Origin of the sequence: Wolbachia endosymbiont of Chrysomya megacephala, from assembly GCF_008245065.1 — a bacterium.
GTDB lineage: Bacteria > Pseudomonadota > Alphaproteobacteria > Rickettsiales > Anaplasmataceae > Wolbachia.
Window position 1 is genome coordinate 829,599 of the sequence record NZ_CP021120.1, and the last position, 16,661, is coordinate 846,259.

At 35.3% G+C, this 16,661-nt stretch carries 10 protein-coding genes, 1 tRNA gene and 1 pseudogene; 5 read left to right on the forward strand and 7 right to left on the reverse strand.

Annotation, left to right across the window (positions count from 1 at the left end; all coding sequences use genetic code 11):
- Positions 1 to 108: 108 nt before the first annotated feature.
- The 5 genes from CAI20_RS04030 to CAI20_RS04050 form a co-directional block, all read right to left on the reverse strand.
- Complete coding sequence (locus tag CAI20_RS04030) at positions 109 to 1,743, reverse strand: ribonuclease J (protein WP_149168844.1); 1,635 nt, start codon at positions 1,741 to 1,743, stop codon at positions 109 to 111.
- 169 nt (positions 1,744 to 1,912) lie between these two features.
- Positions 1,913 to 3,031 carry a molecular chaperone DnaJ gene (dnaJ, locus tag CAI20_RS04035; protein WP_012481762.1) on the reverse strand — a complete coding sequence of 373 codons (1,119 nt, stop codon included), beginning with the start codon at positions 3,029 to 3,031 and terminating at the stop codon, positions 1,913 to 1,915.
- A gap of 82 nt (positions 3,032 to 3,113) precedes the next feature.
- A tRNA-Arg gene (locus tag CAI20_RS04040) sits at positions 3,114 to 3,191 on the reverse strand.
- Positions 3,192 to 3,453: 262 nt separating this feature from the next.
- Positions 3,454 to 3,966, reverse strand: a complete 513-nt coding sequence (locus tag CAI20_RS04045) for a hypothetical protein (protein WP_007302651.1) — start codon at positions 3,964 to 3,966, stop codon at positions 3,454 to 3,456.
- 77 nt (positions 3,967 to 4,043) lie between these two features.
- Positions 4,044 to 7,103 (reverse strand): phosphoribosylformylglycinamidine synthase subunit PurL, encoded by a 3,060-nt coding sequence (locus CAI20_RS04050; protein ID WP_149168845.1) that lies wholly within the window; start codon positions 7,101 to 7,103, stop codon positions 4,044 to 4,046.
- Between the two features lie 108 nt (positions 7,104 to 7,211).
- On the opposite strand from CAI20_RS04050, the gene CAI20_RS04055 reads away from it, so the two are divergent.
- From CAI20_RS04055 to fumC, 4 genes are all read left to right on the forward strand, one after another.
- On the forward strand, positions 7,212 to 10,010 hold the full coding sequence (locus CAI20_RS04055; protein WP_179951423.1) for a PD-(D/E)XK nuclease family protein: 2,799 nt from the start codon (positions 7,212 to 7,214) through the stop codon (positions 10,008 to 10,010).
- 213 nt (positions 10,011 to 10,223) lie between these two features.
- The gene (locus CAI20_RS04060; RefSeq protein WP_149168847.1) at positions 10,224 to 10,772 is read left to right on the forward strand and encodes an ankyrin repeat domain-containing protein; all 549 of its coding nucleotides are present in this window, start codon (positions 10,224 to 10,226) and stop codon (positions 10,770 to 10,772) included.
- A gap of 108 nt (positions 10,773 to 10,880) precedes the next feature.
- The gene (locus CAI20_RS04065) at positions 10,881 to 11,630 is read left to right on the forward strand and encodes an ankyrin repeat domain-containing protein (protein ID WP_007302655.1); all 750 of its coding nucleotides are present in this window, start codon (positions 10,881 to 10,883) and stop codon (positions 11,628 to 11,630) included.
- A 192-nt stretch (positions 11,631 to 11,822) separates the two neighbouring features.
- Complete coding sequence (gene fumC / locus CAI20_RS04070; RefSeq protein ID WP_007302656.1) at positions 11,823 to 13,211, forward strand: class II fumarate hydratase; 1,389 nt, start codon at positions 11,823 to 11,825, stop codon at positions 13,209 to 13,211.
- Positions 13,212 to 13,235: 24 nt separating this feature from the next.
- Here the strand turns inward: fumC and CAI20_RS04075 are convergent, their stop codons facing one another.
- Positions 13,236 to 13,997, reverse strand: a complete 762-nt coding sequence (locus CAI20_RS04075; RefSeq protein ID WP_246111564.1) for a hypothetical protein — start codon at positions 13,995 to 13,997, stop codon at positions 13,236 to 13,238.
- Between the two features lie 462 nt (positions 13,998 to 14,459).
- Here CAI20_RS04075 and CAI20_RS06910 point away from each other — a divergent pair.
- Positions 14,460 to 15,400, forward strand: a pseudogene (locus CAI20_RS06910) (IS5 family transposase).
- A 128-nt stretch (positions 15,401 to 15,528) separates the two neighbouring features.
- Here CAI20_RS06910 and CAI20_RS04095 read toward each other — a convergent pair.
- Positions 15,529 to 16,617 carry a hypothetical protein gene (locus CAI20_RS04095; RefSeq protein ID WP_149168848.1) on the reverse strand — a complete coding sequence of 363 codons (1,089 nt, stop codon included), beginning with the start codon at positions 16,615 to 16,617 and terminating at the stop codon, positions 15,529 to 15,531.
- Positions 16,618 to 16,661 lie beyond the last annotated feature (44 nt).

Here is a 16,661-nt window from a genome sequence, read left to right on the forward strand (position 1 = left end):
TGACACTGATTTTTTTTTACGGATTCCAGTATTGCATGCTGAAATAACATCAAAGAATACATTGTTAACTTCTTACTCAAATAATGGTTAATAAAAAGAGGTATACTTCTATACCTGTTCTATTTGGACTTCAATTATAGGTCTTTTTAGTAAATATTCCTTTAAGATAATAAATATTGAACTTTCAATCTTATTTCTTATTTTTTTTATCGGCTGTGAGTCAAATGCTGACTCAACCTTCTTTATGATCTTTTGCATAATGGCTGCATCTTTTTGCGCTTCGAAAACACCAGGTGCAAATACTTTTGGCTTAGCAAGCAGTTTATTTTTCTTGTTTACAACTGCTGTCACTACGATAGCTCCGGCATCTCTCATTCTCTCACGCATTTTTATAACGCTGCATTCTGGATGACGGAGTAACATACCATCAATACCAAAGTAGTCGACATCAATGGAGCTAACTTTTTCCCCATTTTCCAAATTAACAATATCACCTGGTGCAATCATTATTGCTTTTTTCACACCGCACTCTTTAGCAAACTTTACATGTGCATCCGTATGAATATACTCACCATGAACCGGAATAGACATCTTAGGTTTTATCAAAGAATACATTTCCCTTAGCTCTGCTTTTACTGGATGCCCGGAAGCATGAACATTCTCTGTTTTTTCAGTAATAACTTCCACTCCCATCTCAATAAAGGCATTGAGCGTGTTATGTGCACGAGTTTCATTGCCAGGAATGATTTTTGATGAAAAGATCATGGTATCACCTTGCTGCATTTTAAATGCTTGATGACTCTTAGAGGCAAGTCTTGCGGTAGCTGCCAGTGGCTCACCTTGACAACCTGTGCAAAGTAGCACCAGCTTTTCCCTTGGAAAATTTACTGCCTCCTTTGCTTCTAGAAACTCAGGAGAATCAGTTAAATAACCACTATCCTGAGCAACTTTCACTATTCTCCATAAAGATCTGCCAAGTAAAACCACTTTTCTATTTAGTGCTTTTGCAGCTTGGCTTATTGTTTCAATTCGCGCCACATTCGAGGCAAATAGCGAGACAGCAACCAATTTTTTAGACCGCTTTATTATATTGTAAATATTATCATAAATTTCACTTTCTGATTCAGGGTCGTGTTTGCTCAGTATGTTTGTTGAATCACAAATTGCTGCAAGTAGATCACCTTTATCGCCAATTTCTTTTAAACGCTCTATATTAGAAATTAATCCAACAACAGGTTTTGGATCAAATTTCCAGTCCCCAGTATGAAGTGCACTACCTGCTTCAGTGCTAATTAATATTGAATTTGCCTCAGGAATTGAGTGAGTTACATTTATAAACTCAACGGTAAAAGGACCCAAATTTATGCTGCCATTTATGTCTACCTCTTTCACAGGTACCACACCTTCCAATCGAAACTCCTTTAGTTTCTCCTTGAGAAAATTAACTGTAAACTTTGTTGTATATATGGGACATTGCAAATCTTCCCACAGATGAGGCACTGCACCACAGTGATCTTCATGTGCATGTGTAATTATTATTCCAAGCAAATCTTTTTTTCTTTGAGCAATAAAATCTACATCAGCAATGAGTAGCTCAACACCTGGCATAGTTTCATCTGCAAAACCGATACCAAGGTCGATCATAATCCACTTGCCTTGATAATGATATAGGCTAACGTTCATCCCAATTCTTCCTACTCCTCCAAGAGGAAGAAATAAAAACTCATTTTTGTTTATGTTCATTAATTTTAAATTATTAAAATGCGAGGATAGCAAAACTTCGACCTTAAATAAAGGAATTTATCACTTTTGCATAACTTAAAAAAATCTTTTCACTAAAAGAGAAGGCTTTCAAATTGGTAAAAAGAATTAAGTGTAGACAGCTACCTCTTTATATCATTTAGCAAATTTCTCATTTTTTTTTTACTTTTCCAAAGAATCCTTCAGATTTCTGCTCTACACTTTCATGTTCCTCTTCCTCAAGCGCTTTTAATAGCTCAATCTGCTTTTGGGTTAAATTCTTTGGATTTAAAGTCTCAACTATTACCTGTACGTATAAATCACCACGAGCATGTGAGTTCATATATGGCATACCCTTTTCCCTACAACGTAGTTTGGTACCAGTTTGAGTGCCTTCAGGGACCTTTACTTTTATTTTAGCTCCATCAATTGATTGAATATCGATTTCACCACCAAGTACTGCTAGTGTCATTCTTATAGGCACTTTACAGTGTAAATCTGCTCTATTGCGAGTGAAGATCTGATGAGTAGCTATTTTCACACATACGTATAAATCTCCGCTTTTTCCACCTCTTGCTCCAGCTTCTCCTTTACCACTGACCCTTACCTTAGCTCCTTCTTCTATGCCTTTTGGAATTGAAACGGAGATATTTACTTCATCTCTTTTACGCCCACTTCCACCGCATTTCTTACATTTATTTTGTATTATTTCTCCTTCCCCATAGCATGTAGTACACGTTCTTTCAATGGTAAAAAAGCCCTGTTGAGTTCTAATTCTACCGCTTCCCTGGCATGTGTTGCACTGAACTGGTTTGATTGCTCCTTCGCTACCTGTGCCTTGGCATGTATTACATTTTATATTTGTCACATAATGTATAGGTGCTTGTATTCCTTTAAATGCATCTTCCAAGGTAATTTTAAGGTCGTAGCGCAGATCTGCTCCAGATACTCCTGTTGTACTTCTTTTTGTTCTTGACCTACTTGTACTGCCGCCGAATCCTCCACCAAAAAAATCGTTAAATATATCACTAAAATCCCCTCCAGCTTGGCTGAAATCAAATCCACCGGAAGCACCATCGTGACCATAACGATCATAACCTGCTCTTTTTTCAGAGTCAGATAGAACTTCATATGCAGCTGTTACTTCTTTAAATTTTTCCTCTGCTTCCTTATTACCAGGATTTCTGTCAGGATGATATTTTAATGCTAGTTTTTTATATGCTTTTTTTATCTCGTCAGTACTAGCATTTCTGCTCACTTCTAGCAGGTCATAGTAGTCTTTTTTGTTCATATATAATAGCTCAGTATTTTACCTTTAAAGATAGGTATTACATATATGAATTTCAAGTATGACCTCTATTTCCTATAAAATATGGTGCACCCTGAGCGACTTGAACGCCCGACCTTTTGATCCGTAGTCAAATGCTCTAATCCAACTGAGCTAAGGGTGCTTGCACAAAGCTGACTTTAACAGATTTTATAGCTTATTTCAATTGGTTTAGCTAAAAATAAAACTCTTATCATGTATGAAACCTGTAAGAAATTGTATTAGCTCTCTTAAAGGATAACTTAAGTTAACAGTTTCCAATTACTTTGATTTTAGAACCGCTATCCGAATAAGAGCTTTTCACATTATACTGCCAAGCTGCTAACAAATAGCGGAATGACGGTTATAGTTAAATCTAAACTATTTTGGCTATATCAGAAGACGGGTTATGCAGAAACCTTAAAATACTTCTTGCTTGCCAAGGAGAATAAATACATTCCTACAAACAAGCAGATACTCAATATCGATGCATAGGAAAACTTGAAAATTAAATCTTTAATATATATTGATAAGCATTTACCTGCAGAAATTTTGTATAGTAGTCCAACACAAATAATCGTACTATCAATGACCGATGCTATAATTAAAGTGATGAAATTTGCCATATGAAAATTCAATTTCGACTTTAATTCTTCAAAAACAACTATGCTTGAGAGAAGAGAGATTAAAATTGGAGTATATAGAACCAGTATCATAAAACCAAAATTTTGCAATTTAAAAAGACAGCATATCACTGTACACACTATTAAGCTGTAAGTAGCTTTGCTTCTACCATAAAACTCAACCATTGAGTTTACAACTAAAGTAGCTCCCACAAATAAGGCAGCACATATCATTAATTTATTTGAAGTGTTAAGTAAAGAAAGACTGATAAGCAAGAGTATTGATAAAATGGACATAATCACCTACCCAAATTTAATAATATGCATTTATTTTAGTCAGACATTACACATAATGAAAAATTTGTCTAGTGTAATCAAAAGTTATTTAAACTAGTACCTAAGTCTTTCAAATCTATTCTTATAATATCCTTTATATTGAGAGCTTTCTCCTCTGTCACTTTTCCAATACATGAAAAAACTATACCTTTAAACAATTCTTCAAACTTCCGCTGATTTTCCGGGGCAATGGTTACTAATATTCTACTTTGCGATTCAGAAAACATTATTATCTTGTTTATTATGTCTGTATTTTGTGTTTTTCCTATTGGTACTAGTGAAAGATCAATTTCAGCACCAAGGTCTCCTGCAATTAGCGATTTTGCCAAAGCAATAATTAAGCCGCCTAAGTTTGGTGCAATTGCAGAGACAATTATGCCATCTTTTATTGCCTGGTTGTAACGTTCATACAACTTCCTAGCGCTCTTTGCATTAACTTTTGGCACGTTGTTATTATCTATTCCACTATATAACTGATATTCAGATCTACCAAGCTCATCGTAGGTTGTACCAAGCACATATGTCAAGTCCCCTGGCATTTTCACATCAAGCGATACCGCATTTTCAATATTGTCTATAATTCCAATTGCTGAAATGAGTAGTGAAGGTGGTGCAGATATCATCACTTTCTCGCCATTTTCATCATATCCCTTGAAGTCATTGAACATACTGTCTTTTCCGGATATGAATGGTGTTTTAAATGCAGTTGCAAAGTCGTAACAAGCCTCTGCAGCTCTCTTTAGTTGCCACAATCTTTCTGGATTATAAGCATCACACCAGCAAAAATTATCGAGCAACGCTAGATGATTTATATTTCCTCCTGCAGCTACGTAGTTGCGTATGGCAGTGTCAATCGCACATGCTGCCATGTGATAAGTGTCAATTTCTCCATAACTTGAGCCAAATCCCTGCGATTTTACAACACCTTTGTTTGAAGAAAGGACTGGCCTCGAGACAACAGCTTCGCTGCACACTCTTCCCTTGCCTTGCAGTGGTTTCAGTATTGACGATCCTTGAACCTCATGGTCATATTGCACCACTATAAACTCTTTGCTGCGTATGTTTGGTCTGCTTAGCATTTCTTTTAGTTCAAAGGTGTCATGCAAGTAGCTGAGACTGGAATCCATTTCACGCTCAGCTCTACCATCGTATGGGTTTTGGCGTAAAATGTTTGCAGGCTTTACCTGCTGGATCCCAGTGTCAAGCACTGGGATGACAGGAAAGGATACAGCAGACTCCTTAGACCACGGTTTCGTCTGTAAATGCACTTTGGGATTACCGTCATGCAGAAATTCAGTTTCGATGTCCATTATTACTTCTCCTGGGGGACATTTAACAACGGCTTTGCCACTTTTGTTGAATTCTCCAATTACACAGACCTCCACATCATGTGTTTTCATGATTTGCTTAAACGCAGGAAGATTTTCTTCTGGCACTGCTAAGGTCATTCTCTCTTGTGATTCTGATATCCATATTTCCCACGGAGCCATACCATCGTTTTTAAGGAGAACCTTGCTCAAATCAACTTCAAATCCGTCTTTTCCCATTTCACCAATGGACGATGATAGACCGCCTGCTCCATTATCCGTTATTGCATTATAAAGACCAAGATCTCTTGCTTTTACGACGGCGTTGGATAATTTTTTTTGTGTTATAGGATCACCAATTTGCACAATTGTTGAAGGGCTGTTTCCCGACAATGCCTCTGAAGAAAAAGTTGCACCGTGAATTCCGTCCCTTCCAACTCTTCCACCAATAATTACGATTTTATCACCGTTTTTGGGTTCTTTTATGTGTGAAGGTGCATTATTTATATTCCGTGGAATAATTCCTATGCTTCCAACAAAAACTAATGGCTTTCCACAGAATCTATCGTCAAAGTATACCGATCCAAGTTGCGTTGGAATACCGGAGCAATTACCAGCAACATTAACACCGTGAATCACTTCTTTCATTATATATTTTGGTGGTAAGATTTTATCAGTACGCTCTTTATCTCTATAAAGTTTGCCTTTTGATTCTTTGGCAAAGCAAAAGTAATAAGTATTCATGATAGGTTCTGCACCTTTGCCAAAACCGACTATATCTCGATTAACTCCAAGCACTCCAGTCATTGCTCCACCGAACGGATCGAGAGCTGAAGGACTATTGTGAGTTTCAACTTTATCTACAATCAAGTAATCGTCATCAAAAATTATTCCTCCTGCGTTGTCGGAGAAAACTGACACGCATATGTTAGAATTTATCTCACGCGTTGCACGCTTAATATAATGAGCATATAGACCATCTTTTATTTCATCAATAGGGGAGCAAAAAATATTGTGTTTACAATGTTCAGACCAAGTCTGTGCCAGAGACTCAAGTTCAATATCATATGGATTTCTACCGAGTTTTTTAAAGTAATCCTTTATAGCTTTCATTGCTGCCAGCGAGAGCCCTAAAGTGCCATTACCATCGATTCCATCTCTGCTGATTTTTTCAAGCTCTTGGTCACTTACATTGAGTTTGACAGATTTTGCTCCATTATTACCTGGTGTCATCCCAGTGCTTGACACTGGAATCCATTCTTTTTTTTCCTGGTCACGCGCTGTAATGACACCAACTGGGGTATTTTGTTTACTGTAATACTTCCAATGGCAATTGCCGTTTTCTTTATGGAAAAGTGTGCAATATTCAGTAATAGGATTGAATTCCTGTTTTATGTCATCTTCGGTTGGAAAACCTCCTTGACTTAGAATCAATTTTGAACTTCTTGCCTTGATAGAAACACTTTCATCAATGTGGCGTTTGCTCATTAGATATTCTCTAACAATTTGTTTTGCCGTGTTTCCTACGTTATCGGTCATGCCAGGTAAAAAGCTTATCTCCAAGCCCCACTTTGCTTGTGATTCTATGAAGTTATATTGAACTTCTTCAAGGTTTTCATTGTAGGAATAATAACGGCAGTCTTGTATGGCTTTATTATAAAATAGCCCACAAATTTCTTCATGTAATTTTGATGGTAATTCTTTGCTTATGTAAATCAAGTAAACATTAACTACCCTTCTGCGGCTAACTTGTTCACATTTATTAAAAACTTCTATTCTGATGTTTGCCATGTAATATTGTGAAAGACTTTAATATATCATAGCATAAGAAACTGCGAGCACATTTATATTTTAAATAATTTCTATACAATAAAAGTGTTGTATTAATTGTTACTGTTAGTGGGAAGAGTTTTTACTGTTAATGTGAATGAGTCCCTTTTTGATGTGCTGGTTCAGCACATATTTTCTGAATATGAAAGAGAAAAAATTCCCGAGATAAAGATCATACTTCCCTGCAAGAGGGATGTTATAGCATTGCTGAGTGCATTCAAGAATTACAGAACTATAATTTTGCCAGAGATAGTTTCACTAGAAAACATTGATGAAGAAGATTTAATATTAAATCTTGATAGAGTTAAAGTTATCAACCCAACAAAAAGAACACTGCTACTCATTCAATTTATATTGGAGTGGAATAAAAAAAACAATGATAATTTTCCAATCGATCTGGTTTACAGTTTGCCGTCATTGCTTCAATATACCCAAATAGAGGGTGATTATCAACTTGATGAGCACTCAAAAAAAGTAGGGAATTTCATAAATTTACTTATCAAAACTTGGAGTAAAACTTTAAAAGGTTTGGGAGTAATAGATATACTAAAGCATAAGAATGACTACATAAACAATATGATAAACTTCCTGCAGAAAGATCAGCATATGATCTTTATTGGAATTGGAAAGGGTGAAATCTACAAGTTATTGATTAAGGCTATATATGACCTGCCATTTGGAAAGATAATTCTACCTAACCTGAATTTGAAAATGAACGAAAAAGATTGGAAATCACTTGATAAAAAACACTATCAACATTGCCTGAAAGATTTACTCGATTATTTAAAAGTGGATAGAAGGGATGTTAGTTTTCTGTCAGAAGCGTGTTCTGGTGTCATCCCAGTGTCAAGCACTGGGATGACAGAAGAAAGGGCTGGGATAACAGGAAGTCCTGAGGAATATCTTGATTATATCTTCGATACAACTGCTGATCTAAGTGAAGTTGGTGGCGGATCAATTGAAAATATTGAAGTCATCACTTGTGATTCAAGGGAGGAAGAAGCACAAGTGACGTCACTAATTATAAAGAATGAAGGTTATGAAAACGCTTCTTTGTTTGTCTTTGATAAATTACTTGCAGATCGTATGGCGTGTACCATATCGGAAAACTATTCTTATGTGACGCTTCTGCTTTATAGTATTGAGATTTTGAACTCAAAATGGAACGGTGTGGCATTGCTTTCTCTTCTTAAACATAGGCTAGTGACTTTTGGTTACGCTCAAGAAGAGTACACTCGTATTTTATCTGAGTTTGAGATAGAAGTATTGCGTAGCTTTAATACAAATGGTCTTAAGGATATTATTAACGCTATTAATACTTGTAAAAAGCTAAGACATAAAGAAGATATATTAATTATTATCAGTAAGTTAAAGATTATATTTAATCCTTTACTGTATCTTGTAAATTATCCCATTTTTGATGTGGCATCAGCTCATTTGCAGTGTGTTAATGTCCTTTCTAATATCAATTTTTTAGAGCTAAATGGTGAAATAGGTAATTTTACTCGTGATTTCTTAAATGCATGTGAAGATGTAGCAATAAAATGCTCCTTAGAGTTATATAGCCAAATCCTGATATTATTTTTAAAAAGGAAGTTTTTTTCTCCAGAAAATAACTTAGATAAATTCAGCTTATATCACAATAAGGTTGTAGTACTTGCTGGATTTAATGATATACCAAATTTTCAGAATCCGTTTTTGAGTGCACTGAATAGAGAAAAATTTAACCTTCCTTCTGTGCAAGAAGAGCAAGGGTACTTTTTGTATACTTTGCGCAATTTATTTGGTGCCGGCAAGGTTTATATTACGAGGCTAGTGAGTGATAGAAAATCAATTCTATTGCGCCGTTTGGAAGTTCTGTTACAAGAACCAAAATATCCTTATCGCAATTGGCTAAGAATATTAAATACACCTGAGTGCATTGTTCCATGTACTCAGCCTATGCCAAAACCTAAAACTGAAGTGAGGCAAGCAAAAATGCAAGTGATGTCTTGCAGTGCGGTAGAAAAACTGATTCGTAACCCTTATTCATTTTATGTTGAATACATACTGAACCTTAGACAGTTGAAAGACTTAAATTTTAAGCCATCGATATTGGAGTTTGGCACTATGGTACACAATATTCTTGCAAGATATTTACGCAACGAAAAGTCGCTGATGAGTATTGCACGAGAAATATTCTCGTCTAATCGATTCCACTTTTCAAATATGTGGTGGGTAAGGTTGCAGAGGATAATTCAATCTTTTGTTGAGTTTGATAGGACTGGAAACAATCAAGTTGAGTTGGAGAAGAGCTTTTCCTATCCGATATTTCATATTCCAGCGCGTGACACACAACTGCGCGGATGCTGTACAACTTCCACTAAGAATAAGGGTGTCATCCCAGTGCTTGACTACTTGGATCCAGAAAATTTGATTGCAAATGAACACACCAGACAATTGTGTAATAAGAGCTGGTCAGATACTCGAATGACAGAGGAAATTTTATTGACAGCAAGATGTGATAGAGTTGAGTATCTACCAGGTGGGCAAGTAGCAATTATAGACTATAAACTTGGTTCACCACCTTCAAATGAGGAAGTTATGTCAGGATTTTTCCCGCAATTAATTTTACAAGCTTTAGCAGTGGAATACACAACAAAAAAAGAAGTCTCGGAGCTTGCTTATTGGAAACTTGATTATGATAAAATAAAGGTTATTGCTTTGAAAGATTATAGACAAAAAATGCATGAATTTCAGAATATTCTACCAGATTTCTTATCTAATTATTTAAGAGATACTACTCCCTTCATTGCCTCTCCTTATTTTGATAAATTCCTGAGATTTAACATCTACAAACAACTAGAAAGGATAGGGGAGTGGTTATAAATTATATCTCCTCTCATCCAGATCAAAATAGCTGGTTGTACAGCTGGTTTACTAAGTGCAGTAGGAGAATTACTAGATTGTGATATAGACTCATCTTTGCTAGACTCAAATAATCATAAAAAAACACTAAAAAGTGATTCAATCAATTTTAGCCATTAAAACTTGAATAGTGGCTAAAATAGCTTTAAATTGTATATTTTTTAGGAGGAGTATATGCCATCACAAAAACAGCTAAATACGCAGCTAATTGATGCTGCTAAAAAAGGACAGCTAGATTTTGTTCAGCAAGCTATACAGAGTGGAGCAATTATTAATACAATAGATGATGATTATGGGAGAACTGCTTTAATATGGGCTGCTGACAATGGTCAACTAGAGATATTACAATACTTGATAGAAGAGGGAGCAAATGTTAATGCAGAATCTCCGGGAAACATAACTGCTCTAATTCATGCTGCTGCCCATGGTCATCTTGAGGTAGTACAACTTCTAATAGCAAATGGAGCTGATTTAAATGTGAAACGTAAAGGTCAATTCTCTGCCCTAACATATGCTATTGTAAATGGCCATACGGAGGTAGCAAAGCTTCTAACTAGATATCATTTAATAGCTAATCTTGATATGTCAATACCTCGCTTGCCTCTTCCTACTTGTATACCAGAGTTATCATCTTATTGGTATGACTGTAAGGATGAGCTCAATAAAATGAAGGAAGAAGATAGTGAATTATATAATTTTCTTGTAAGTAAGAGAATTAATTAACAGGTAAGAATTTGGACAGAGAGTGAGACAATACGAAATATTTCACAAGATAGATTAAATATAGAATACTCAATCTATGCTAAAGATTTAACAGGTAAAATAGAATTAGTGATATTTTTTCTTAACAACAGGGAAATAATCAATTCTTTATCGTGGTATTATAAGGTAAGAATTCAAACAATTGATCAGGTAAAAAGGCTACTTGATCGTTTCACAAGAGAACATGTAGAGCTTGAAGTAGAAATTGTTCCAGCACAATTAAACTTTAATACTCAAGAGTTACAACCCCCTAAACTAAAAACATTATCATTTGCACAAATGATTAACAATCATGCAGGATTATTTTCAGCTGCCAAAAATGGTCAATTAGAAACAGTAAGATACCTGATAGAAAAACAGAAAGAAGATATTAATTCAACAGATCACTATGGAAGAACTGCTCTAATGTGGGCTGCTGGAAGTGGCTATTTAGAGGTAGTAAAGTACCTGATAGAAACAGCAAAAGCAAATGTTAATGTGAAAGATGGCTATGAAAACACTGCTCTGAATTATGCTACTAGAAACGGGCATTTAGATGTAAAAGAATATCTGAAAAGTCATATACAAAAAGAGCTACGGAAGAAATACGTCTGCATTGGTGTTAGTGGTATAGTAGGTTATGTTGCAGGTATGACAATATCATGTTCTGCGGGAGCAGTGATTACAGTTTGTGCAGCATCAGCGACCGTTAGTCTAGCGTTAGGTGCAATGTTGGGTTATATGATTGTAGAAGTAAAAAAAGAGAAAGCAAACAAAGGTATAGCTTCTGCGCTTAAAGATGTTTTCACTATTCAAGCTCTAAGTAGAATAGCCTTATAGAGAGTGAAAGTAGGTTTATTGCTTAAGGTTGCATGATTGCCTTAATAACAATAAAAAAATAATAGAAGCAAAAGATATGGCTTGAAAATTTTCTAAGGTCTTCACTAAAAATGTCTCAACTTGACACTGAAATACAATTTGATTTAATTAATTCATATATGTAGGTAACGTCAAGCACTAGAAGGAGGAAATATGGATAAAAAAATTAGGATAGAATCAGATAGCTTAGGAGAAGTAAAAGTACCAAGTGAACGTTACTGGGGAGCTCAGACTCAGCGTTCTTTGGAAAATTTCAAAATTGGTACAGAGAAAATGCCAGAGCCCCTGATTAAAGCGCTAGCAATAGTAAAACTTGCAGCAGCACGTGTTAACATGAAACAGGGTAGCATAGATAATAGAGTAGGGGATGCAATCTGCACAGCGGCACAGGAGGTAATAGACGGTAAATTTAATAATCAATTTCCGCTTGTTGTTTGGCAAACCGGTTCTGGAACGCAGACCAATATGAATGTGAATGAAGTGATCAGCAATCGTGCAATAGAAATTTTGGGCGGTGATTTAGGTAGTAAGTCTCCAGTGCATCCAAATGATCATGTAAACTGTGGTCAGTCATCAAATGACACTTTTCCAACAGCAATGCATATAGCAGTAGCAGAGCAAATAAACCGCTTGCTTATTCCCAATCTTGAAGAATTATATAAAGCGCTAAATAATAAGGTTCATGAATTTAAAGATATAATAAAAGTAGGGCGTACTCATCTGCAAGATGCAACTCCTCTAACACTTGGGCAGGAATTTTCTGGCTATGCAGTTCAGATTAAAAAGGGAATAGAGAGAGTAAAGTCAACTCTAAGCAATGTATATGAACTTGCACAAGGTGGTACCGCGGTTGGCACGGGAATCAATACTAAAAAGGGTTTTGCTGAGGATTTTGCTAAAGAAGTGGCAAAAATCACTAATTTTCCATTTATTTCAGCAAAAAATAAGTTTGAAGCACTAGCAGCAAATGATGCTTTAGTTGAGCTCAGTGGAGCACTCAATACAGTAGCAGTAAGCTTGATGAAAATTGCAAATGATATAAGGCTACTTGGTTCTGGTCCAAGATGCGGGATTGGAGAAATAATGTTACCAGAAAATGAGCCTGGCTCTTCAATCATGCCGGGTAAGGTGAATCCAACTCAATGCGAAGCAGTGACTATGGTATGTGCTCAAGTTATGGGAAATCATGTTGCCGTGACAATTGGTGGCTCAAATGGTCACTTTGAATTGAACGTGTTTAAGCCGGTGATAATTTACAATGTTTTGCAGTCTATAAGACTTTTAGCTGATACAAGTTTAAATTTTGCAGAGAAATGCGTAGTTGATATTAAAGCAAACGAAGAAAGAATAAAGGATTTACTAAATCAGTCGTTAATGCTAGTTACTATATTAAATACGCATATAGGATATGACAATGCAGCAAAAATAGCGAAGCTTGCTTATAAAGAAAATATCACTCTAAAGGAAGCAGCAGCAAAACTTCAACTGCTCACTGAGGAGGAGTTTGAAAGGATAGTGAAACCAGAGGAGATGGTAGGTTAAACTACCACCTTTTTTTGTCCCTAGTTAATTGTGGTAATATGTATGGAACTTTGCTGGTTGCTCTACATATACCTCTTCTAAATCACTTAGAGCGTGGTCATTGTGATTAAAGCCATATCTCTTAACCATCTCATCTAGCGTAACAGAGCTTAGAGAGAAACTGAACTCTGGCAATGGATTCACATTTGAGGATTGCAGACTAGTTACTCCATTTATCAAATAGTTATAATACTCTGGGGATAATTGCTCACCTTCTAGGCTATCTGATATATGCTCATTCGACGTTAAACTACTACTAACTGTCGAATTTTCTGTTACAGTATTGCAGAATTGATTATCGAATTCAGCAAAACCCAGAAATGGAATTACTGTTTGGCTACATGATTGATTCTCTTTGTCAGAAGAAAGTTCTAGTCTAGTATCAAATGTATGTTCAACAACTTTTTCCTCGAACGCAGGAGATATAAGAGAGAAATGTGCTGCTGGCAAATCATCTCTGTTTTGTACTAACGGTTCATTGGAGTTTTCAGTACTTAAGTTGCTTGAACTCTCTTTATTGCTTAAGTAAAAATTCTTTAGGACAAGCTTAGCTTTGACAGTTGATTTTGTCTCTAAATTTACTTTATAATCTTCTTTTTGTTGGGGATTCAGTTGATTAAATAGAATTTTAAATAAAGTCGATGTGGGATTAATACAATCGAGTGTATTGAAAGCAAACTCTTGAGGTAACTGATTAAAGATAGAAGGTGCTTCTTCCTTGTCTAGTGCATTTAGTATGCCGGACATAGCTTTAGAGCCTTGAGGCTTTGCTTTAACATGCTCTATATATTCATTTTATGGTTAGTGCTAAGGTTATTAAATGCCTTTCTAAGTTTATTTGTTTGGTGAGAGTTAATTAACTTGTTTAAATTTTTCACCACTTCGTTGCTTATACTACCATGCATTTCTTTACCACCATCAAAGTTAATATATTAATATTATATGAGATTTAATGATAAAATCAATATAAAATTTTTAAAAATTAATTATTTTTATTATAAAAACAGGAATTCTATTAATTTTTTTCCTGATTTGTGTCTGTTTTGCTTTCTATAGCTAACCCAAATTAGGTTTACCGGAACAAATTTTATAAATAATTTAAGTTAGCGCGTGAAGCTGGAATGGCTTTGTTGCACCACTCAAGGAAAGAACAGGCAGTTACTGATGGAATTTGTTATAAAATAGATATTTAGCCGACAAAGGAAAAATATGCCAATAAGAATGAAAGTCAGTAACTGCAATGAATATAACAAATTTCTTCAAGAAAGGGGAAATGTTTTTCATTATATCAACGATGCCATTGAAAATTGGTACGAAAATAGTCCAAAAGTAGCAGGTGGCAACAATGTCTACAGCGACAAAGTAGTGATTCTAATTCACATAATAACCTATCTATTCAGGATTGGTCTTAGGCAAACAGTGGGATTTATAGAGAAATATCTTGAGCAAATAGGGAAAATTTTGCAAATTATCAGCTATTCGCAGGCTTCAAGAAGGTTTAAAAAGCTTAATATCAAAATCAACGACTGCAGAGTTGATAAGAACGATATGGAAGATATTGAAATTGCTATAGATAGTACAGGTATCAGCATCTACAATAATATTCCAGGCCATAGTAAGGCAAATGGTACAGATAGAAAGTATCGCCGCTATGAGCAAACAAGATGTAATGCTAGAGATAGGTAGTAAAAAAGTTATAGCTGCAAAATACAGTAGTGGAGTTTATTCCGACCACTATGGAGCCTGTGATCTTATTGAAAGAGTGGATACCAAGTATAACATAAGCACGATATATGCAGATAGATCGAAAGAAGTTATACAAACTGTGCGATGAGCTTGACATAAAGACAAGGATTCCTCCGCAAAATAATGCAGTAGAGCATCCGAAGTTGGATTATATGAATGAGAGAAATTCTACAATCAAGCTCATAAAGTCATATGATGAAGATGGTATGAAGAGGTGGAAAAAAGAGATAAATTATTGGAAGAGATCTTATATAGAAAGTTTTTTCTCGCGACTGAAGCAAATATTTGGATTTAGTTTTAGGAATAAATCTGAGATTAATCGTGAGAAGGAACTGCTACTCAAGTGTTATTTGCTTAACAAATTTACTGAAATAGGCATGGCTAAGTTTGATATAGCTTCATGAATTTATTATACATTACCCACTATCCGAAGAGCTGTGCAACAAAGCCCACTGGGATCCAGATTTTTAGCTATGGTCAAGCCATAGGATGACAAATTAGACCCCAGACTATGCAAGAAATCTAAGGCGAATTATCTTTCATGGTCTGTCTTTGTTTGTTCTACTTTCGTGACAGGAGTTACCAATAGATTATCAATTTGCTTTAAACCTTCACTTGCGCTTTGGTCTTGATTTGAAAGGAGCTTATTTTGTTGTTGCCCTTCATCATTTGAAGTGCTTTTTTGAGTAGTTCCTTTTATATCCTCTACACTCTTTTTATCTTCACCAAAAAGTTTTTTGAATATTTTCTTCAGAAAACGTACCAAAAAGCCTTCTTCTTTTTGATTTTCTTTCGGTTGAGCTATATTTTTCTTTTCACTCAACTGAGATTTTTTATTATTAGATTTTTTTTCTGTAGCATTCCTATCCACTGAGACTTGTTCTAACGAAATTTTAGGCTTTTTATCGCTCGGTTTATCTTTTATAGGATCTTTGCTTACTGAAGGTTGTAACTTAGTTACTGTATCTGTTTGAACAGAAATCTTTTCTTGTTTATTTTGATCAGAAATTTTGCCTTCTAATGTAGTTTGAGATTTTTTATTACTTTCAAACTCTGCAACTTTTTTACTTGTAAAAACGTCTTTTCCTTCGAATTTTTGTTTAAATCCAGCAATCTTTTTAAAATCTTCAGCTATTTTTTTGGCTGCACGATCCATTCGACCTTCAAGATTATGAATCAATTTTTTAATAATCTTCACTTCATCTTTACGCCCTTCTTGAGCTTTAAGCTCCCGGTGCAATTCAACAATAATTTTTACTTTATCTTCCAATGAAGAATTTTCTGGAAAAACATCTTTAAGTTCCCGATTCAATTCGACGATCTTTTCAAAATCTTTAGCTACTTTTTTAGCTGCACGGTTCATTCGATCTCTAAGACTACGATTTAATTTTGCAATAGTCTTGATTTTATCTCCCAGTGAAGAATTATCTGCTGCAGAAATATCTTTTAACCTTTTCCCGGGATTTTCTTTGGTTACTTGCCTTTTGTAAGCTTTAAGTTCCTGGCGGAAATCATTGATAATCTTCACTTTATCTTCCAGCAACGTACCTTCTGGAAAAGCACCAGCAAAGACATCCTTGAATTTCTTCTCAATATCTTGTGTATCTTTAAGCTGTGTCATACCCAACTAAATAAAAGCTTATACTAAAATCAGTATATTAGTTA